This window comes from Streptomyces sp. NPDC085946, assembly GCF_044540485.1.
GTDB lineage: Bacteria > Actinomycetota > Actinomycetes > Streptomycetales > Streptomycetaceae > Streptomyces.
Genome location: NZ_JBITSF010000005.1, coordinates 346481 through 366137, shown reverse-complemented (window position 1 = coordinate 366137; position 19657 = coordinate 346481). Strand labels below are relative to the sequence as shown.

At 74.3% G+C, this 19657-nt stretch carries 12 protein-coding genes; 4 read left to right on the top strand and 8 right to left on the bottom strand.

All coding sequences use genetic code 11. The features are described 5' to 3' along the window. Window positions 1-44: 44 nt before the first annotated feature. From ACIF8T_RS13890 to ACIF8T_RS13880, 3 genes are all read right to left on the bottom strand, one after another. Entirely contained in the window at window positions 45-1532 is a 1488-nt protein-coding gene (locus ACIF8T_RS13890) for a protein kinase (protein WP_400034726.1), read from the bottom strand. Window positions 1533-1570: 38 nt separating this feature from the next. Further along, on the bottom strand, window positions 1571-2215 hold the full coding sequence (locus tag ACIF8T_RS13885) for a hypothetical protein (protein ID WP_400034549.1): 645 nt from the start codon (window positions 2213-2215) through the stop codon (window positions 1571-1573). Between the two features lie 396 nt (window positions 2216-2611). Further along, on the bottom strand, window positions 2612-4993 hold the full coding sequence (locus ACIF8T_RS13880; RefSeq protein ID WP_400034547.1) for an N-6 DNA methylase: 2382 nt from the start codon (window positions 4991-4993) through the stop codon (window positions 2612-2614). A 226-nt stretch (window positions 4994-5219) separates the two neighbouring features. Between ACIF8T_RS13880 and ACIF8T_RS13875 the strand changes: the two genes are divergently transcribed. Beyond that, window positions 5220-5912 (top strand): hypothetical protein, encoded by a 693-nt coding sequence (locus ACIF8T_RS13875; RefSeq protein WP_400034546.1) that lies wholly within the window; start codon window positions 5220-5222, stop codon window positions 5910-5912. 257 nt (window positions 5913-6169) lie between these two features. On the opposite strand, the gene ACIF8T_RS13870 is transcribed toward ACIF8T_RS13875, so the two are convergent. After that, window positions 6170-6925: an HNH endonuclease family protein gene (locus tag ACIF8T_RS13870; protein ID WP_400034545.1), complete on the bottom strand. Its 756-nt coding sequence runs from the start codon at window positions 6923-6925 to the stop codon at window positions 6170-6172. A 281-nt stretch (window positions 6926-7206) separates the two neighbouring features. Here ACIF8T_RS13870 and ACIF8T_RS13865 point away from each other — a divergent pair, with 281 nt between their 5' ends. After that, window positions 7207-7386, top strand: a complete 180-nt coding sequence (locus ACIF8T_RS13865) for an antitoxin (protein ID WP_400034543.1) — start codon at window positions 7207-7209, stop codon at window positions 7384-7386. A gap of 420 nt (window positions 7387-7806) precedes the next feature. Here ACIF8T_RS13865 and ACIF8T_RS13860 read toward each other — a convergent pair whose 3' ends face one another. Next, window positions 7807-8721, bottom strand: coding sequence for a hypothetical protein (locus tag ACIF8T_RS13860; RefSeq protein WP_400034541.1), 915 nt, complete (start codon window positions 8719-8721; stop codon window positions 7807-7809). A gap of 104 nt (window positions 8722-8825) precedes the next feature. Here ACIF8T_RS13860 and ACIF8T_RS13855 point away from each other — a divergent pair, with 104 nt between their 5' ends. After that, entirely contained in the window at window positions 8826-9440 is a 615-nt protein-coding gene (locus ACIF8T_RS13855; protein WP_400034539.1) for a TetR/AcrR family transcriptional regulator, read from the top strand. A gap of 383 nt (window positions 9441-9823) precedes the next feature. Here the strand turns inward: ACIF8T_RS13855 and mfd are convergent, their stop codons facing one another. The 3 genes from mfd to ACIF8T_RS13840 all read right to left on the bottom strand — a co-directional run bounded on the left by mfd (window position 9824) and on the right by ACIF8T_RS13840 (window position 17042). Next, window positions 9824-13357 (bottom strand): transcription-repair coupling factor, encoded by a 3534-nt coding sequence (mfd, locus tag ACIF8T_RS13850; RefSeq protein ID WP_400034537.1) that lies wholly within the window; start codon window positions 13355-13357, stop codon window positions 9824-9826. Between the two features lie 320 nt (window positions 13358-13677). Further along, window positions 13678-16257: an ABC transporter permease gene (locus ACIF8T_RS13845; RefSeq protein WP_400034535.1), complete on the bottom strand. Its 2580-nt coding sequence runs from the start codon at window positions 16255-16257 to the stop codon at window positions 13678-13680. After that, the gene (locus ACIF8T_RS13840; protein ID WP_400034533.1) at window positions 16254-17042 is read right to left on the bottom strand and encodes an ABC transporter ATP-binding protein; all 789 of its coding nucleotides are present in this window, start codon (window positions 17040-17042) and stop codon (window positions 16254-16256) included. The genes ACIF8T_RS13845 and ACIF8T_RS13840 overlap by 4 nt, the downstream gene beginning before the upstream one ends. 441 nt (window positions 17043-17483) lie before the next feature. Here ACIF8T_RS13840 and ACIF8T_RS13835 point away from each other — a divergent pair, with 441 nt between their 5' ends. Then, a complete protein-coding gene (locus ACIF8T_RS13835; protein WP_400034531.1) occupies window positions 17484-19001 on the top strand; it encodes an MFS transporter in 1518 nt (505 codons plus the stop codon). Window positions 19002-19657 lie beyond the last annotated feature (656 nt).

Below are 19657 nucleotides of genomic sequence, written 5' to 3'. Positions count from 1 at the left end.
CACCGCCGCGCCGCCCGCGCCTCGCGGCCCGGCGCGCGGAGGGGTCAGCCGCGCACCTGCACCAGCCACTGGAGCGTCCGCCGGACCTCCGCGGCCAGGGGGTGCGCGGGGCCCTGGGTGCGCTCCACGTCGTGCAGGAGGCGGACCAGCATGTCGTGGGCGGCGGCGCGGTCGCCGAGCGCGAGGAGGAGGTGGCCGATGCGGCGGCGCACGTCGTGGGCGAGCTCGGGGTCGCCGGCGGCGACGTACTGGTTCTCGTAGTACGGCAGCAGTGCCCGGTACTCGGCGAGCGCCGCCGCCGGTTCACCGAGCTGCTCCAGGCACTGGGCGGCCTCGTAGCGGAAGCGCAGGGACTGCGGGTCGGCCCGGCCGGCCTCGGCGGCCCGCTCGTCGGCGAGGCGGCGCAGTTCGGGCAGCGCGCGCCGGTACTGCCCGTCGTCCAGGAGCGTGGCCGCGTACTGCTTGCGCAGGGTGCGCACCACCGGGGAGCGCTCGCCGTGCTGCTCGGCGGCGACGGGCAGGATCGCGCCGAGGATGTCGACGGCCTGGGTGATGCGGCCCTGCCCGAGCAGGCGCTTGACCTCGTCGACGGCGGCGGCGACGTCGGCCTTCCCGTCCGCGGGGACGGCCGGCGCGGGCTGCGGCGCGGGCGTGCGCGCGCGGTCGGGCCAGGGGGCGTGCGGACGCAGGAAGGGGCGGGTGGGGTCGAGCGGCGCCCCGGTGGGCGTCCCGCGCGCGGGCAGCAGCAGCTCCAGGTGCTCGTACACCTCCTGCGCGGAGGCGGGCCGGTGCTGCGGGTCCTTGGCGAGCAGGCGCAGGACGAGGGCCTCCAGGGCCTCGGGCACCTCGGGGCGGATGCGGCGCACCGGCAGCGGCGGCTCGTACAGGTGCCGGTGCAGCACCCCGAGCGCGGTCGAGCCCGCGAACGGCACGTCCCCGCTGAGGAGTTCGTGCATCAGGACGCCGAGCGCGTACAGGTCCGTGTACGGGCCGACCGCGCCGCCCATTGCCTGCTCCGGGGCCATGTAGGCGGGCGAGCCGATCGGCGAACCGGTGTGCGTGAGGCGGGTGGTGTCGCTGTCCATGACGGACGCGACGCCGAGGTCGAGGACGGTGACCGCGCCGTCCTGCTTCACCATCACGTTGCGCGGCTTGAGGTCGCGGTGCACGATCGGCACGGCGTGCACCGCGCTCAGCACGGCGCACAGCTGCGCGGCGACCGCGACCGCCCACTGCCAGGGGTACGGGGTGTGCTCGGCGAGGTGGTCGGACAGGTCGGCCCCGTCGACGTACTGCATGACGAGGAACAGCTCCTCGCCCTCGCTGCCCGCGTCGTGCACCGTGACCAGGCCGGGGTGGTCGACCTGCGCGGTCACCCGGCACTCGCGCACGAAGCGGCGGCGCAGCTCGTCGGCCTCCTGGCCGGCCACCTTGTCGGGGCGCAGCAGCTTCACCGCCACCCGCCGGTCGAGCCGCTTGTCGTAGGCCGTCCACACCTGGCCCATGCCGCCCTGCCCGATGAGCGTGGACAGTTCGTACCGGCCCGCGACGACCCGGCCCGCCGCCACGCTCACCGTCCGCCCTCGCCGCCGCCGTGGGGGCCGTCCTGGCCGCCCTCGCCGCGGCGCAGGTAGTCGCTCAACTCGTCGAGCTCGGCGCGGACCTGGTCGATGCGGGCGGGCGCCGGGCGCTGGGGCGGCGCGGGCTGCGGTGCCGGGGGCTGGGGCAGCGGGGTCTGCGGCAGCGGCGGCCGGGGCGCCGGCGTGGCGTGCGGGTGCGCCTGCGGCGGGCCCGGGACGGGCGTGGGCGCGTACGGCGAGCCGGACTGCGGATAGCCGTACGGGCCGTGCACGGTCGGGGCGTGGGGGCCCGCGTAGCCGCCGAACTGCCGCGGCCGGTCCTGCGACCGGACGTCCACGACCAGGAAGTAGGTGCTGCTGGCCATGCCGAGCAGCAGGACCACGGCCAGGGCGATGTCCGTCCGGACGTCCTCCTGCGGCAGCGCGCCCACCACGACGAAGCAGGTGATGGACAACGGCATGCTCAGCCAGGCGCCCACCCAGTCCCAGGCGCGGCCGCGCAGGAACGCGATCCGGAACAGCGGAACGCAGGCCAGCACACCGCACGAGAGGATTCCGGCGGCGGCGATCAGCACCCGCAGGGTGATGACCGCTGCCGCGCTGCGGGTGGGCGGCGCCGCGCCGTGGCCGTACATGACTGCTCCTGGACCGGTGTAGCCGATGGGGACGGACGTACAAGGATGGGGACGGACGTGCGAGAGGGGGGTGAGAGCGGGTGATCGGGGTGGAAAGGGGCGGACGGGTCGGTGACGGTGCTCGGTTGGGACTCCGAGCGTATAGGCCGACACGGACAACCGGTCCCGGGTTGTACCGAACCGTTGTCGTGCTGATCACGTCGGGAGATGCCGCAGGTGGCCGCGGGTGGCCGGAAGGGGATCTTCCGGGCCGCCCGCGGGGCCGGGGAGGCGGGTGCGGCACGGGGTGGCCCGGGGTGGCCGGGCGGGTGGTCCGGGGTGGCCGGGCGGTGCGGCCCGGGGTGGCCGGGCGGTGTGGTCCGGTTCCTGTCCGGGGTGGCCGTGGGTGACCCGGTCTCAGTCGGGGGCGACCGTGCCGTCGGTGAGGCCGTCGTACATCCCGCGCACGAGGTGCTCCCCGAGGCGGCTCGCGTGGTGCAGCGCCCGCTCGAACTCGTCCAGCGAGCGGAAACGGGCCCCGTAGCGCCGCTGTTCGTCCAGCGGCAGGCGGGGCACCTGGAGCCGGCGCACGTCGAGGCGGGTGGCGGTGGACGCGTAGCTGCTGGCCCGGCGGTGGTTGGCGGTGCCGCGCAGGAACCCGGCGAGGAACCAGGGGTCCAGCGCCGCGGGGTCGGGGCGCAGCAGGACGAGGTTGCGCCCCAGGGCGGCTCCGGCGGTCGCCTCGTCGATCACCCGCGCCACCGAACCGCCGCCGAGCACCGGGACGACGACGTCGCCCGGCGCGGTGAGCACGGCCTCCTCGTCGCTCTCCGGCAGCGTCCCGGAAGGAGGGCTTCCGGCCAGGACGTCGTGGTCGGTGAGGACGGGCACCCGCGCGTGGCCGCCGTGTCCGCCCGTGCGCATCACCAGCGCGCCCCCGCGCGCGAGTTCGCCGACCGTGGTCAGCGGCCAGCGCGGCACGGTGGGCGTGGTCCGCGCGGGCGGCGGGGTGAGGCCGGAGGCCAGCCGCAGGGTCTCGCCGAGGCGGTCGCGCACCTCCGTGAGCCGCCCGGCGCCGTCGGCCGCCGCCGGGGGCGGCAGATGCCGGGCCGGGGCGAGGTCGACGTCGTCGTCGAGGAGGTCGATGACGGGCAGGGAGCGGGCCAGGCCCGGCCGTTCGTCGAGGTGCCCGGCCCGGTCGAAGGCGTGCCAGGCGTCGAGGACGGCGTCCCGCACGGCCGGCCAGTCCGGCCCGCCGCGCCCCTCGCCGGCGAACTGCCCCGCATCGGCCAGCAGCACCTCGGGCTGCGCGACGACCTGCCCGGACGGCTGCTCGGGCCGGCGCAGCACCCACAGGTGGAGCGCGATGTTGTACGGGGGCGCGGCCCCGACCGGCAGCGCGACGACGGCGCGCAGCGCGCCCCGGCGCAGCAGGTCGGCGCGGATGCGCCGGCCGGAGCGGCGGGAAGCGGCGGCGGGCGGCATGAGCAGGACGGCGGTGCCGCCGTCGCGGAGCCGGGCGAGCGCGTGCTGCACCCAGGCCAGCTCGGACTCGGTGCGGGCCGGGAACCCGTACTCCCAGCGCGGGTCGTAGGCGAGTTCGTCGTGGCCCCAGTTGCGCTCGTTGAACGGCGGGTGGCACAGGACGGCGTCGGCGCGCAGCCCGGGGTGGGCGTCGGCGCGCAGGGTGTCGCCGACGGCGGTGCGCACGCGGGCCCGGCCGTGCAGGGCGAGCCGCAGCGCGGTGAGCACGGCCAGGTCGGGGGCGGCGTCCTGCCCGTACAGCTCCTGGTCGGGGCGGGGGGCGGCGGCGCGCAGCAGGGCGCCGGTGCCGCAGGCCGGGTCCAGGACGCTGCGGGCGGGGCCGGCCAGGTCGGCCATGACGGCGGCGAGGTCGGCGGGGGTGAGCGTGTACTGGCGCGGATTGGCGTCCAGATGCCGGCCGAGCAGGAACTCGAAGGTCTGGCGGGCCCCGAGCTGGGCGGCGAGTTCGGCGACTCCGCGCAGGAGGGGGGCGGAGGGGAGGAGGGCGGGGCTGGTGGGGGGATGGAGGGTCGGGGTGGGCGTGGGGGGTGTGGGTGGGCCGGTCGGCGCGGGGGGTGTGAGTGAGCTGTTCACAGCCGCTGCGGGCGTGAGGGGGTTGTTCACGGCCGCCGGGGGCGCACCGTTCACAGCCGGGGGCGCACCGTTCACAGCGGTCGCCGGGGTGGAGGCCTGCTGGGCGGCGGAGGCCTGCTGGGCGACGGAGGGTTGTTGATCGGCGGGGACTTGGTGGGTGGCGGAAGTGTGTACACGGGCGGAGTCGTGTGAAGGGCCGGAGGTTTGTGAACTCCCCTGACCGTCGACCTCATTGTGAACACCACGGTCTCGGTCGCCCCGCGAAGGGCCGCGATCGGGAGTCGGCCGGCCGAAGCGCGGGGTGAACACCTGCTCCAGGGCATCGGGCAGCAGCGCGGCGAGGCGCTCGTCGGAGCCGGCACCGATCTCCAGCCAGACGGTCGGGCGGTCGTGGATCAGCAGCAGGACGCAGCCGGCGTGGGTGAGGGCGGTGACCGGGCCGTCGGGGTGGCCGACGAGCTGCTGCCAGACGCGTTCCCGCAGGGGCACTTCGGCGAGCTTGCCGTTCCGGCGCAGCCAGGCCTCCACCTCGGCGAGGGCGAAGGAGGGACTGGTCTCGGTGCCGCCCACCGGCTTGGGGAAGTCGGGGTGCCGGCGGCGCCAGTTGCTGACGGCGGCACGGCCCACCCCGGCCAGCCGGGCGATCCCGGCGGCGGTCACCTCTGTCGCGTTGTCCCGCACCCGAACCGCTCCCCTCGCTCTGTGTGCCGCCGAGCATACCGACGAACTCACGACCACAAGTTCACGGCCGTGTACCCAGACCATCGCGTGAACCGTGTTGACTCGGTTCACAAGTTTTGCTGTGATTGTCGACGCCAACGAGCGATCGACGGCGGTCGACGGTCACACCCGTCCCGTCGCTGGTCCGACAGGGGCGGCTGCCGCCGCCCGGGGGAGGGACACAGTCATGGGCATGAAGGGCAAGATCGCGCTGGGCGCCGTCGTGGGGTTCGTCGTCATCGGCGCCGTCTCGGCCAACGGCGGCGGTAGCGGGGAGGGCGGTTCCGGTTCCGGTAGTGGTTCCTCGGCCTCGGCCGAGCGCGCCGGGGGCGCCGGGAGCGACAAGAAGGCCGGGGACTCCTCGGGCGCCGCCAAGCGGAAGGCCGCGTTCGAGGGCGACGGGGACTTCCAGGTCGGTTCGGACGTCAAGCCCGGCACCTACCGCACCACCGGCAACTCCGACGGCATGTGCTACTGGGAGCGCGCCAAGGACGCCTCCGGCGAGCTGGACTCGCTGCTGGCCAACGACAACGTCACCGGCAGCAGCTACGTCACCGTCAAGTCCACCGACAAGCTGTTCTCGTCGAACGGCTGCAACGACTGGGAGGCCGTCGACCTCAAGGCGAAGGGCTCCCCCGACGCCACGCCGGACGGCGACGGCGGGATGTTCCGGGTTGGCGCCGACATCGCCCCCGGTACCTACAAGTCCACCGGCAACGCCGACGACTCCTGCTACTGGGAGCGCGCGAAGAACGCCGAGCACTCCCTCGACTCGATCATCGCGAACGACAACGTGACCGGTACGGCCGTCGTCACCATCAGCGCCTCGGACGGCTACTTCAAGACGACCGGCTGCGAGGACTGGAAGAAGACGGCCTGAGCGTCCGGCTCCGCGGTCCCGTTCCGTTCCCCCGCCGGCTGCCTGCCCGGTGACGGCAAGGCGGACGGCAAGGCGAGCGAGTCCCGCCGGGCCGACCCGCCGGGCACGCCGGGCACGCCGGGCACGCCGGGCACGCCGGGCACGCCGGGCACGCCGGGGGAAACGAAGAAGAAGGAGGAGCCGTTCGCCGGGTCGTCCGGCGGGGAGGTCGCCGACCGGGCCGCGCGGGCCACGACCGGCGCCTCGTCACCGTCGCCTCACCCGCCGCACTGCCTGAGCATGGCCTCCCGGTCGGGCGCGGTCACCGGCATCTCGTACTTGAGGGCGACCTGGGCGAAGCGGACCGCGTAGGCGCACCGGATCCGCTGGTCCGGGGGGAGCCAGGACGCGGGCCCGGAGTCGCTCTTGGCCGAGTTGGCGCGGCCCTCGACCGGGATCAGGTTGAGGGTGTCGTTGGCCAGCCGCTCCCGCTTGGCCTCCGACCAGCGGGAGGCACCCATCTGCCAGCTGTAGGACAGCGGTACGACGTGGTCTATCTGCACTTCGGTGGCCCGCTGCTTGCGCCACTCGATGGTCGTGCCGGTGTACGGGTCGTTCAGCGTCATGGCGACGACCACGCAGCGGGAACCGGAGCGGAAACGCAGCTCCCGGCCGTCCCGCTGGAGGAGGTCGTTGCGGGTGTCGCAGCCGTTGCGGGCGAGCGGGACGCCGTCGGCCGTGTCCATCCACGCGTAGCCGAACTCGTCCCGGTCGTAACCGGTCTTCGGTCCGCGCCCCTTGGTCCGCACCTTCTCGATGAGGGTGCGGGCCGCGGCCCTGTCCTCTTCGCTCGTCACGGGCGCCAGGCCGGGCCCGGTGCCGTCGGGGTTCTCCAGCGGGCTGACGGCGCGCCCGTCGGACGACTGCGCGTCGCCGCCCGTCGCGGAGCCGCTCTGGTCGAGCCCCTCGCACCCGCTGAGGAGTGCCACCGCGGCGAGCACGGCCGTGCCGGTGCGCAGCAGGGAGCCCGTCACCGCGCCGTGCGCACCGAGGGGACCGCGCCGTGCGCCTCGCCGGCCGCCGTGGTGTCCGTCCCGCCGTGCAGTGCGGCCACCTCGCGCGTGCTGCGCCGCCCCGTCCCTCACTCGTGCCACGGTGCGCTTCTCCTCCCGCTCGACTGCCCCGCCCCGCACGGGCGGGCTGTGCCCTGTTCCACCGTAGCGAGCGAGAGGTCCAGACCATAGCGGGCCTCAGAGGGCATACCTCCCATGTCGCGCGTATCGTCGTTTCTGAGTCACCTCGGAAGGAGCTCTGGATGGGCATCTTCGACAAGCTCAAGGAACAGGCGCGCAAGAGGGGCAAGGCTCCCTCCGACGCCGCGGAACGGAAGATCAACGAGAGGACCGGCGGCAAGTACGAGGACCAGGTCGACACCGGGCAGCAGCGCGTCGAGGGCCAGCTCGGCGTGGAACGCGACCGGCCCGACCGGCCGTAGCGCCTCGACCAGCCGTAAGCCGGAGACTCACGGAGGACAGGAGACCCGCCGGTCCCCGGCCCCGGCGTTCCGCACCCCGCGTCCGGTGTCCGGCGCCGGGCATCAGGCACGCGGCGAGGGGCGCCGCCCGGTGGGCCGGTGCTGAACCACCTCGCACACGGGAGCCGCCCGCGAAGTCCCAGCCCCCGCGGGCGGCTTCGCGCGCTTCCGGCAGTCCGTATCCCGGTGGGCCGCCGGGCGGAACGCGGCGGCTCGTCGAGCCGCGGCCCGTACTTCGTCCCGGAGCCGTACGTCCCGTCGCAGAGCGCGCGGCCAGGGCGCCGTAATCGTGCCTGACGACGTCCCTGGGGTCCCCGGGAGCGGCGGGCTCCTCGCGGTCGGTGCGCGCGTTCCCGTCCATGCCGGTCGACGCCGGCCGCCTCACACCTTGCCTATGCCCAGCGTCGACTCCGAGGGCAGGAGTCCGGAGCCCAGGACCGCCACCCAGTAGTCGCCGAGCAGGTCGGCGAGGCGGTCGGTGTCGTCCGGGCCGAGGGCCTGCCAGGGACCGGCGGCCAGCCGGTCGGTGTCCCGCTCCACCCGGTGGCGCAGGTCGCGCCCCGCCCGCGTGGCGGTGCCGTCCCGGTCGACGAGGCCGCGGGCGGCCAGGCGGTCGCGCGCCGCCGTCCACTCGGCGGCGCTCCAGCCGCGGCTCCCGAAGCGCTCGACGGACGCGGCGCCGACGGCGGCGAAGGAGACCAGCGCCTCCACCGGGTCGAGGCCGGCGACGAGCAGGGCGGCCAGGTGACCGTCGCCGCGGTGCTCGCGCAGGATCGTCGCCGCGTGCCACAGCTGGAGGTGTGGAGGTTCCGGCCAGTCCAGCGCGGCGTTGGCCGCGGCGAGCGGGCGGCCCGCCGTGTCCGCCGCGGTCGCCGCGCGCCGGGCCAGGGCGGCGGCCTGCGCCAGTCCGGGCCGGTCCAGCAGGTCGCCGAAGAGGGCGCGGTAGGCCCGGTCGACCGCCCGGAGTCTCGCCCGCAGCACGGCGTCCGGGGGCGCCACCGTCCAGGCCCGCTCCGTGTACGCCGCGACCATGCGCGGGCTGAAGCTGTAGAAGGCGGAGGCGACCGGCCGCGCGCCGACCGCCCCCAGCGGTGCCGCGCGGTACGGGAAGTAGCTCGACCAGCGCTCCCGCGTGCCGTAGCCGAGCGCGGCGGCCTCCTCGAACGCCTCCGGCGCGTAGTACAGCACCGCGTGCAGCGGCTCCAGCAGGTGCCACATCCGGCGCACCCGGCCGAGGTCCGCGCCGCCGTCCGGCACCGCCGCGGTCCTGTCGGTCCCGCTGATGTGTTCCGACATGTCACAACCCCCGTACACGACCGTCCACCCACAACTTGACACTGACAAGATTGCCTCGGCCGCCCGAACTTGTCAATGCCTAGATTCGGCGTACGCTGCCGTCCATGAGCTCCAGCAAGGCTTCCGGGAACGACCCGGGGACGCCCCCGGCGGCGCGCCGCCCGTACCACCACGGCGACCTGCGCCGCGCCGTCCTCGCCGCCGCCCTCGACGTGATCGCCGCCGACGGGCCGGGCGCGCTCAGCCTGCGCGACCTCGCCCGTCGCGCCGGCGTCTCACACGCCGCGCCGGCCCACCACTTCAAGGACCGCACCGGGCTGCTCACCGCCATCGCGGCGGAGGGCTTCGGGCTGCTCGCGACCGCGCTCGGGCAGGCGGCGGACCTCAAGGAGGCGGGCGTCCGCTACGTACGCTTCGCCCGCGAGCACCCGGCGCACTTCCAGGTGATGTTCACGCCCGGGCTGCTGCGCGCCGACGATCTGGAACTGACCACGGCCCGCGCCCTCGCCTCGCAGGCGCTGCGCGACGCCGTCGCCACCGTGCCGACGGGCAGCCGCGGCACCGACGCCCGGCTGGCCGGCGTCGCCGCCTGGTCCCTGGCCCACGGCTTCGCCACCCTGCTGCTCGGCCACAACCTGGACGACCCGGTGGGCGACCGGGACCCCGAGGAGGTGTTCCGCCGGCTGGCGGCGATGCTGTTCCGGCCGGCCGGGGAGTAGCCCGGCCCGTCCGGCGGCCGGTGGACCGGAGGCGACGGGCGGGCCGTACCGCGCGAAGGCCGCCGGTCTCCCCGGCGACGGTCGCCGCACGATCGCCCGCCGCACGATCGCCCGCCGCACGGCGGCCCGCTGCACGGCGGCCCGCCGCAGCCTCCCGGCCACCGCCGACACACCGACCCGGTGGCACACCGGAACGACGACACACCGGCACGGCGGCGGGCAGCCGTGCGGCGAGGTGGTACGGCGGCGTGGCGGCACACCGGCACGGCGGGCCGGCACCGGCACCAGCACCAGCACCAGCACAACGGACCCCGCGGACCGCCGGACCCGTCAGAGTCTCCGGACCCGCCAAGCCTCCGACCCGCCGCCCCCGCAAGCCCCGCCTACGACCCGAGGACCGACGTCAGGAACTCCCCGACCCACGCCAGCAACTCCCGCCCGACCAGCGGCTTTCCACCGATCTTCGCGGTCTTCGGGCGCGGCACCAGCACCTGGTGCGCGGTCGGCTTGATGACCGTGCCGGGGTAGAGCCGCTTGAGCCGCAGCTCCTGCGACTCGCGCAACTCCACCGGCGCGAAGCGGACGTTGGTGCCCTGCAGGACGATCTCGCCGACGCCGCAGGCCCGCGCGAGCATGCGCAGACCGGCCACGAGCAACAGGTTCTCCACCGGCTCGGGCAACTTGCCGTAGCGGTCGACGAGTTCCTCGCGGACGGCCCTGATGTCCTCCTCCGTGGTGGCGGAGGCGATGGCGCGGTACGCCTGGAGGCGCAGGCGCTCGCCGGGCGCGTAGTCGTGCGGGACGTGCGCGTCGACGGGCAGCTCGATCTTGACCTCGAGCGGTGCCTCCTCCTCGACCCCGCCGGTCTCCAGCTGGCGCCGGTAGTCGGCGACGGCCTCGCCGACCATGCGGACGTACAGGTCGAAGCCGACGCCCGCGATGTGGCCGGACTGCTCGCCGCCGAGCAGGTTGCCCGCGCCGCGGATCTCCAGGTCCTTCATGGCGACGTACATGCCCGCGCCCATCTCGGTGTGCTGGGCGATGGTCGCGAGCCGCTCGTGGGCGGTCTCCGTCAGCGGCTTCTCCGGCGGGTAGAGGAAGTAGGCGTAGCCGCGCTCGCGGCCCCGGCCGACGCGGCCGCGCAACTGGTGCAGCTGGGACAGGCCGAAGGTGTCGCCGCGCTCCACGATCAGCGTGTTGGCGTTGGAGATGTCGATGCCGGACTCGACGATCGTCGTCGAGACGAGCACGTCGAACTTCTTCTCCCAGAAGTCGACGACGACCTTCTCCAGCGCCGACTCCGACATCTGGCCGTGGGCGGTGGCGATGCGCGCCTCGGGGACGATGTCCCGCAGCCGGGCCGCCGCCCGGTCGATGGACTCGACCCGGTTGTGGATGTAGAAGACCTGGCCCTCGCGCAGCAGTTCGCGGCGGATGGCCGCGCCGATCTGCCTCTCCTCGTAGGGGCCGACGAAGGTCAGAACCGGGTGGCGCTCCTCCGGCGGGGTGGTGATCGTGGACATCTCGCGGATGCCGGTGACCGCCATCTCCAGGGTCCGGGGGATCGGCGTGGCCGACATGGTGAGCACGTCGACGTTGGCGCGCAGCTTCTTCAGCTGCTCCTTGTGCTCGACGCCGAAGCGCTGCTCCTCGTCCACGATGACCAGGCCGAGGTCCTTGAACTTGGTCTCCGAGGAGAACAGGCGGTGGGTGCCGATGACGACGTCCACCGAGCCGTCCTTGAGCCCTTCCAGGACCGCCTTGGCCTCGGTGTCGGTCTGGAAGCGGGACAGCGCCCGCACGTTCACCGGGAACTGCGCGTACCGCTCGCTGAACGTGCCGAAGTGCTGCTGCACCAGCAGCGTGGTGGGCACCAGGACGGCGACCTGCTTGCCGTCCTGGACGGCCTTGAAGGCGGCCCGCACGGCGATCTCGGTCTTGCCGTAGCCGACGTCGCCGCAGATCAGGCGGTCCATGGGGACCGTCTTCTCCATGTCCTCCTTGACCTCGGCGATGGTGGTGAGCTGGTCGGGGGTCTCCGCGTAGGGGAAGGCGTCCTCCAGCTCGCGCTGCCAGGGCGTGTCGGGGGCGAAGGCGTGGCCGGGGGCCGCCATGCGGGCGCTGTACAGCTTGATCAGGTCGGCCGCGATCTCCTTGACGGCCTTCTTCGCGCGGGCCTTGGTCTTCGTCCAGTCGGCGCCGCCCAGGCGGTGCAGGGTGGGCGCCTCGCCGCCGACGTACTTGGTGATCTGCTCCAGCTGGTCGGTGGGGATGTACAGCCGGTCGCCGGGCTGGCCGCGCTTGGCGGGGGCGTACTCCACCACCAGGTACTCGCGGGTCGCGCCCTGCACGGTGCGCTGCACCATCTCGATGTAGCGGCCCACGCCGTGCTGCTCGTGGACGATGTAGTCGCCCGCCTCCAGGGTGAGCGGGTCGATGGTCTTGCGGCGCCGGGCCGGCATGCGGGTGCCGTCGCGGCCGGCGGCGCGCTGGCCGGACAGGTCGGTCTCCGTCAGCACGGCCAGCCTCAGCACCGGGTCGACGAAGCCGTGCTCGATGGAGCCGCACGCCACGTGCACGACGGACGGGGCGATCCGTCCGAGGTCGGACTCCATGCGGGCCGCGATGCCCTCGCCGCCCAGCACCTCGACCGTGCGGGCCGCGGGGCCGTGGCCCTCGGTGACGAAGACCGTGCGCCAGCCGTCGGCGAGCCAGCCCTTGGTGTCGGCGAGGGCCCTGGCGGTGTCGCCGCGGTAGGTCTCGGGGGCGTGCATGCCGAGCTTGAGGGTGTCGGCGTCGAGTTCGGCGTCGGCGGCGAACGGCGACACCGACCACCACATCATGTCCAGCTCGCGCGCCCGGTCCCGGACGTCGGCGATGGACCACAGGGAGGCCGCGCCGACGTCGATGGGCGCCTCGCCGCCCCCGGCGGTGGCCGCCCAGGAGGCCTGCAGGAACTCCTGGCTGGTGGCCACCAGGTCGGCGGCGCGCGTACGGACCCGCTCCGGGTCGCACACGACGGCCATGGACCCCTCGGGCAGCACGTCGAGCAGCAGCTCCATGTCGTCGACCAGGACCGGCGCGAGGGACTCCATGCCCTCGACGGCGATGCCCTCGGCGATCTTGCCGAGCAGTTCGCCGAGTTCGGGGTGCTGTTCGGCGAGGGCACGCGCGCGCGTACGGACGTCCTCGGTCAGCAGCAGCTCGCGGCACGGCGGAGCCCACAGGCCGTGCTCGGCGACCTCCAGGGAGCGCTGGTCGGCGACCTTGAAGTAGCGGATCTCCTCGACGTCGTCGCCCCAGAACTCGATGCGCAGGGGGTGTTCCTCGGTGGGCGGGAACACGTCGAGGATGCCGCCGCGCACGGCGAACTCGCCGCGCTTCTCGACCAGTTCCACGCGTGCGTACGCGGCGGCGGCGAGGGCTTCGACGACCTCGTCCAGGTCGGCGTTCTGGCCGGTCCTCAGGGACACCGGCTCCAGGTCGCCGAGGCCCTTGACCTGCGGCTGGAGCACGGACCGCACGGGGGCGACGACGACGGAGACGGGGCCGGTCTCGGGGTCGTCGGGCCGGGGGTGGGCCAGGCGGCGCAGCACCGCGAGGCGGCGGCCGACGGTGTCGCTGCGGGGGCTGAGCCGCTCGTGCGGGAGGGTCTCCCAGGACGGGTACTCCACGACGGTCTCGGGCGGCAGCAGGGAGCGCAGGGCCGCGGCCAGGTCCTCGGCCTCGCGGCCCGTCGCGGTGACCGCCAGGACGGGGCGGCCCGCCTCCCGGGCCAGGCCGGCGACCGCGAAGGGGCGGGCGGCGGGGGGACCGACCAGGTCGACGTGCATGCGGTTGCCGTCTGCGGCCGCCTTGATCGCTTCCGCGAGGGCGGTGTCCTTGACGACGGCGTCGAGCAGACCGTGCAGGCTCATTCGGGGGCTTTCCGTCCGGGGGGTGGGCAACACGTCGGGCCCGACGCGCGCTGCGGGCCGGGGGTCTCCAGCGTACGACGCCGCGGTCGCGGGCGCCCGGCCTGTGGATGACGCCCTTTTTCCCGGCCGGGGCGCCGTCTCACCACCCGTCGGGGGGCTCCGCCCTCCGGGTCCCCGGGCCTGTGTCCACCCGCCGTCCGGCACGCTCGGCGACGAAGCCCGGCCCCCGGTCGACAAAGCGCCCGGCGCCGGAAGGTCCTCCTGGACTTCCCGGCGCCGGGCGCTCCCCCGCAACCCCCGTGTGCGGTGGTTCTCGGCGGCTACTCCGTGGCGATCGCCTTCAGGACGTTCATGCGGCCCGCGCGGAACGCCGGGACCAGGGCGGCGAACAGGCCCACGAACGCCGAGCCGATGAAGACGCCGGTGATCGTCGGCCAGGGGATGTCGAGGACGCCCATGCCCTCCAGGGCGAGCAGCCGCTGGGCGGTGGCGCCCCAGCCCATGCCCAGTCCGAGGCCCAGGAGGGCGCCGAAGAGGGCGATGACCACGGACTCCAGGCGGATCATGCGGCGCAGCTGGCGGCGGGAGAGGCCGATGGCCCGCATCAGGCCGATCTCCCGGGTCCGCTCGACCACCGACAGGGCGAGGGTGTTCACCACGCCCAGGACGGCGACGATGATCGCGAGGGCGAGCAGGCCGTAGATCATGTTCAGGAGCTGGCCGATCTGGTCCTTCAGGGCCTCCTTGTAGTCGGTCTGGTCGCGCACGGTGTACTGCGGGTAGTCGTGCAGCGCGGACTTCAGGGCCTGGTAGGCGGCGTCCTGCTGCCCGTCCTTCGCCGAGGCGAAGACCAGGGTGTCCAGCGGCATCTTGTCGGCCGGGACGTACTTGGCCAGGGTGGCGATGGAGGTGTACATCGCGCCCGCGTCGATGACGACGTCGCTGCTGGTGATGGCCCGGACGGTCAGGGTCGCCGTGCGCCCGTCCCGGAACGCCACGTCGATCGTGGAGCCGAGGCGGATGCCGTGGTCCTCGGCGAACTTCTCGTGGACGGACATCGAGTCCGGCTCGTAGGCGTCCGCGAGGTTGCCGGCGACCGTCTCGGTGCGCAGGTCGGTGGCGTAGGTCGGGTCGGCCGCGGTGATCGCGGTGTCCTTGAGGGTCTTGCCGTCGGGGGTGGTGAAGTCGGCCTCGGTCCACTTGTACTCGGTGACCCGCTCCAGGCCCGGCGTGGCCTTGACGGCCTCGACCGCCTGCCGGGTGATCAGCTGGCCGTTGTCGTCCTGGACGATGAAGTCCGTGCCGACGGTCTTGTCGAGCTGGTCGGTGGCGGAGGCGACCATGGAGGAGCCGACCACCGACAGGCAGGCGACCAGGGCGAGGCCGATCATCAGCGCGGCGCCGGTCGCGCCGGTGCGGCGCGGGTTGCGCAGGGCGTTGCGCTCGGCCATGCGGCCGACGGGGCCGAAGACCCGCAGCAGGACCGCGCCGAGGACGCGGACCACGCCGCCCGCGAGCAGCGGGCCGACGACGACGAAGCCGATCAGGGACAGCACCACGCCCACGCCGAGCCACAGGGAGCCCTCCGCGGCCCGGTCGGCCCGCGCCGTCAGGTACAGGGCGAGGACACCGGCGCCGGTGAGGACCGTGCCGAGCACGCCGCGGATCCAGCCGGCCCGGGCGTCCGCCGGGGCGCCCGCGTCGCGCAGGGCGGCCATCGGGGAGATCTTCCCGGCCCGGCGGGCGGGCAGGTAGGCGGCCAGCACGGTGACGACCACGCCGAGGACCAGTCCGGTCACCGGGGTCGTCCAGGCGACGGTCAGGTCGTCGGTGGACAGCTCCATGCCCATCCGGCCCATGAGCTTCATCAGGCCGACGGCGAGACCCACGCCGGCGCCGACGCCGAGCACCGATCCGACGAGGCCGAGCAGCAGCGCCTCGACGAGCACCGAGCGGTTGACCTGCTTGCGGGAGGAGCCGATGGCCCGCATGAGGCCGATCTCCCGGGTGCGCTGGGCGACCAGCATGGAGAAGGTGTTGATGATCAGGAAGATGCCGACGAGGAAGGCGATCCCGGCGAAGCCGAGCATCGCGTACTTCATGACGTTCATGAAGCTCGCGACGTCCTTCTGGCCGGCGTCCGCGCTCTCCTTGGCGGTCTGCACCCGGTAGTCGCCGCCGAGTTCGGCCAGGACGTTCTTCTTCAGCTGTGCGTCGCTGACGCCGGCCGCGGCGGTGACGTTGACGTTGGTGTAGACGCCCGTCTCGCCGACCAGGGTCCGCTGGGCGGTCTCCGTGTCCAGGTAGAAGATCGCGGCACCGGGGTTGGTGACGGTGAAGTCGGCGATGCCGGAGACCTTCGCGGTGTGCGTGCCGACCGCGGTGATCACGCCGATCTCGTCGCCGAGGCCGAGGCCGTGCTTGTCGGCGGTGTCGGCGTCGACCATCACCTGGTCCGGGCCCCGGGGCGCGGCACCGGAGGTGATCTCCATGGTGCGGGCCTCGTTGGCGTTCCAGCCGCCGACGATGGTCGGGGCGCCGCTGGAGGGCGACAGCTTGTCCTTGTCGGCGTCGACGACGGTCACCGAGGTGGAGAACACCGCGCCCTCGGCGGACTTCACGCCGTCCGCCGCGCGCACCTGGGCCAGCACGGACGCCGGCAGCACCGGCGGCTTGCCGTTGTCGGCGGTGGTCTCGCCGCTGTCGGAGGCGCCCTCGGGGCTCACCGTCACGTCCGACGAGGTGGCCGCGAACAGCTTGTCGAAGGTCGTGTTCATCGTGTCGGTGAACACGAGCGTGCCGCACACGAACGCCACCGACAGCAGCACCGCCACCGCCGACAGCGCCATGCGGCCCTTGTGCGCGAGGAAGTTGCGCATCGAGGTCTTGAGCACGGTCATGACGTGCGCCCCCGGGCGTCGAAGTCCTTCATGCGGTCCAGGACCTGCTCGGCGGTCGGCTGGTGCATCTCGTCGACGATCCGGCCGTCGGCGAGGTAGAGCACACGGTCGGCGTACGAGGCCGCGACCGGGTCGTGCGTGACCATGACGATGGTCTGCCCCAGCTCGTCGACCGAGCGGCGCAGGAAGCCCAGCACCTCGGCGCCCGCGCGGGAGTCGAGGTTGCCGGTCGGCTCGTCCCCGAAGATGATCTCGGGCCGGGCGGCGAGCGCCCGGGCCACGGCGACGCGCTGCTGCTGGCCGCCGGAGAGCTGGGTGGGCCGGTGCTTGAGCCGGTCGGCGAGCCCGACGGTCTCCACGACCCGCGCCAGCCACGCCTTGTCCGGCTTGCGCCCGGCGATGTCCATGGGCAGCGTGATGTTCTCCACCGCGTTCAGCGTCGGCAGCAGGTTGAACGCCTGGAAGATGAAGCCGATCCGGTCCCGGCGCAGCTGCGTGAGCTTCTTGTCCTTCAGGCCGGTGATCTCGGTGTCGTCGAGGTAGATCTGCCCGGACGTCACGGTGTCCAGGCCGGCGAGGCAGTGCATCAGCGTGGACTTGCCGGACCCCGAGGGGCCCATGATCGCGGTGAACCGGCCGCGGGCGATGTCCACGTCGACGTGGTCCAGGGCCACGACCCGGGTCTCTCCGGACCCGTACGCCTTCACGACCTGCCGCGCCCGCGCGGCGACGGCCGTACGCTCTCCAGTGCCCCCGTGCCTGGGAATGGTTACAGCCGAAGTCACGGTATGTCTCCTATACGGGTCGTCAAATGCGGGTGTACGGGTCGTCGGACGCAGGCGGAAAGCGGCTGGCGGCCGCCTCTCGTGCGGGGTGACGCGGATCAGTCTTCCGGCGGGGAGGGGCCGGGCGCGCTGGTGCCCGGCGCACTCTTTTCCTGGGGAAAACCCCACCCCCGCCGCTGCGGCCCACCGCCCCCCGACGGCGTAAAGCCAGGTTAAGGACGGTCTCGTGCCCGTCTCGTCCTCCGCCGGTACGAACCCACCCCGGGCCGTAATACCGAGGTACCCCTAAGGGCTCTCCGCCGCCGGGTGGAGGTCCTCTCAGGGTCGCTCCTCCCGACGGCTCGTCCGGGCTCCACCCTCCCGCGGCGTCAGGGTCGAGTGGGAAGCTGTCCGGCGGCAGATAGGTGCAAGGGGCAGACAGGTCCGAGGGAAGGATTCCGGGTGGACGGCACCAGATCCGCGGCGCGCGGGACGGCACGGCCCGCGGCGACCGGCCGGCGCGGTGCCGTCGTCGCCGCGCTGATGCTCACGATGGCGCTGGCGGCGCTCGACTCCACCATCGTCTCGACCGCCGTCCCGCAGATCGTCGGCGACCTCGGCGGCTTCTCCGTCTTCTCCTGGCTCTTCTCCGGCTACCTGCTGGCGGTGACCGTCACCCTGCCCGTCTACGGCAGGCTCTCCGACACCTTCGGCCGCAAGCCGGTCCTGGTCGCGGGCGCGGCCGTCTTCCTCCTCGGCTCCCTGCTGTGCGCCCTGGCCTGGAACATGGCCGCGCTCATCGCCTTCCGCGTCGTGCAGGGCCTGGGCGGCGGCGCCCTGCAGGGCACGGTGCAGACCCTCGCCGCCGACCTGTACCCCCTGAAGGACCGGCCCAGGATCCAGGCGAAGCTGTCCACGGTGTGGGCGGTGTCCGCGGTCGCCGGCCCCGGCCTGGGCGGCGTCCTGGCCGCGTACGCCGACTGGCGCTGGATCTTCCTGGTCAACCTGCCGGTCGGGGCGGTGGCGCTGTGGCTGATCGTCCGTCACCTGCACGAGCCGCGGCGCGCGCCGGAGGCACGCGCGCGCGTGGACTGGCCGGGCGCGCTGGCGGTGTTCGCGTGCGGCGGCGCCCTGCTCACGGCGGTGGTGCAGGGCGGGGTGGCGTGGCCCTGGCTGTCGGCGCCCTCGGCCGCGCTGTTCGGTACGGGTCTGGCGCTCCTGGCGGTCGTGGTGGTCGTGGAGCGCCGGGCGGCGGACCCGATCATCCCCGGGTGGGTGTGGCGCCGCCGGACGATCGCCGCGGTGAACCTGGCGCTGGGCGCGCTGGGCCTGCTGATGGTCGCCCCGACGGTGTTCCTGCCGACCTACGCGCAGTCGGTGCTGGGCCTCGCGCCGGTGGCCGCCGGGTTCGTGCTGTCCGTGTGGACGGTGAGCTGGCCGGTGTCGGCGGCGCTGAGCCAGCACGTGTACCGCAGGATCGGCTTCCGCAACACGGCGATGCTCGGCATCGGCACGGCCGCGCTGGTCCTGAGCGCGTTCCCGTTCCTGCCGTACCCGGGGCGGGCGTGGCAGCCGGCGCTGCTGATGCTGCTGCTGGGCGCGGCCCTGGGCCTGTTCCAGCTGCCGCTGATCGTCGGCGTGCAGTCGACGGTCGGCTGGGAGGAGCGCGGTACGACGACGGCCTCCGTGCTGTTCTGCCGCCAGACGGGCCAGACGGTCGGAGCGGCGCTGTTCGGCGCGGTCGCCAACGGGGTGCTGGCCGCGCGGCTGGGCGGCGCGGGCGACCTCGACGCGGTGACCCGGGCGCTGGACGGGGGCACGGCCCCGGAGGCGACCCGGCGGGCCATCGCGGACGCCGTCCACGCCGTCTACCTCGGGGCGGCGGGCGCGGCGGCCCTGGCGTTCCTGGTCCTGCTGTTCCTGGCGCCGCGGAAGTTCCCGGTCCTGGGGGACGAGCCGTCCGCGTCCTCACGCCCGTGACGGCACCCGCCCGCCCCGGCCCTCGCCCGTGACGGCCCCGGGCGCCGCCCCGCCCGGTGACGCCGGAGCGGCTCCGCGCCCGCCCCGCGGACGCGCCGCTGGACTCCGAGCGCCGCGACCGGGCCTCCTGCGCGCGGTCCGGGCCGGACCGCGGGGACGCCCGCCCCGCACCGGCCGGGCGCGCGGGGCGCCACCGGGCCCTCCGGGCGGAGCGGCGCGCGGGCGCGTGCCGCTTCCACGTCGTCCTGGACGAGGAGGGGCGGCCGGCCGCGTGAACCCGGTCGGTGTGGCGGACGGGCGGGCCGAACTCGGCTGCCGGGCCGGCGCGCACGCGGCGCGCCGGGGCGCGGCGACGGTGGCTGTGGCTGTGGCTGTGGCGTACCGCCTGACCGCCCACGCGTACGGGCCGACGGTCCTCACGGCGGTCAGCGCCCTCGACGGCCCGGTCTCCCTGACCGTCCCGGCCCGCAGCGACTTCCCGCGCGTCCGGGACACGGCCGTCGGCGGCCGCCCCGGCGTCCGCCGGTCCGCCGCCCGGCGCGTGACCGCCGGTAACGTCACAGCTCGGCATACCGACCGCTCAGTTTGGCGAAAAGGCCCTGTGCGCGCGGACAGCCGAGTAGCGTGCGTGGCCCGCACCCCCCACCCTCCCTGCG

What these genes read in the sequence shown, in the direction of transcription:
- ACIF8T_RS13855 (WP_400034539.1), top strand. Translation starts at nt 8,826, where the DNA reads ATGAGCTCCAGCAAGGCTTCCGGGAACGACCCGGGGACGCCCCCGGCG.
- ACIF8T_RS13845 (WP_400034535.1), bottom strand. Translation starts at nt 16,257, where the DNA reads ATGACCGTGCTCAAGACCTCGATGCGCAACTTCCTCGCGCACAAGGGC.
- ACIF8T_RS13885 (WP_400034549.1), bottom strand. Translation starts at nt 2,215, where the DNA reads ATGTACGGCCACGGCGCGGCGCCGCCCACCCGCAGCGCGGCAGCGGTC.
- ACIF8T_RS13875 (WP_400034546.1), top strand. Translation starts at nt 5,220, where the DNA reads ATGGGCATGAAGGGCAAGATCGCGCTGGGCGCCGTCGTGGGGTTCGTC.
- mfd (WP_400034537.1), bottom strand. Translation starts at nt 13,357, where the DNA reads ATGAGCCTGCACGGTCTGCTCGACGCCGTCGTCAAGGACACCGCCCTC.
- ACIF8T_RS13860 (WP_400034541.1), bottom strand. Translation starts at nt 8,721, where the DNA reads ATGTCGGAACACATCAGCGGGACCGACAGGACCGCGGCGGTGCCGGAC.
- ACIF8T_RS13865 (WP_400034543.1), top strand. Translation starts at nt 7,207, where the DNA reads ATGGGCATCTTCGACAAGCTCAAGGAACAGGCGCGCAAGAGGGGCAAG.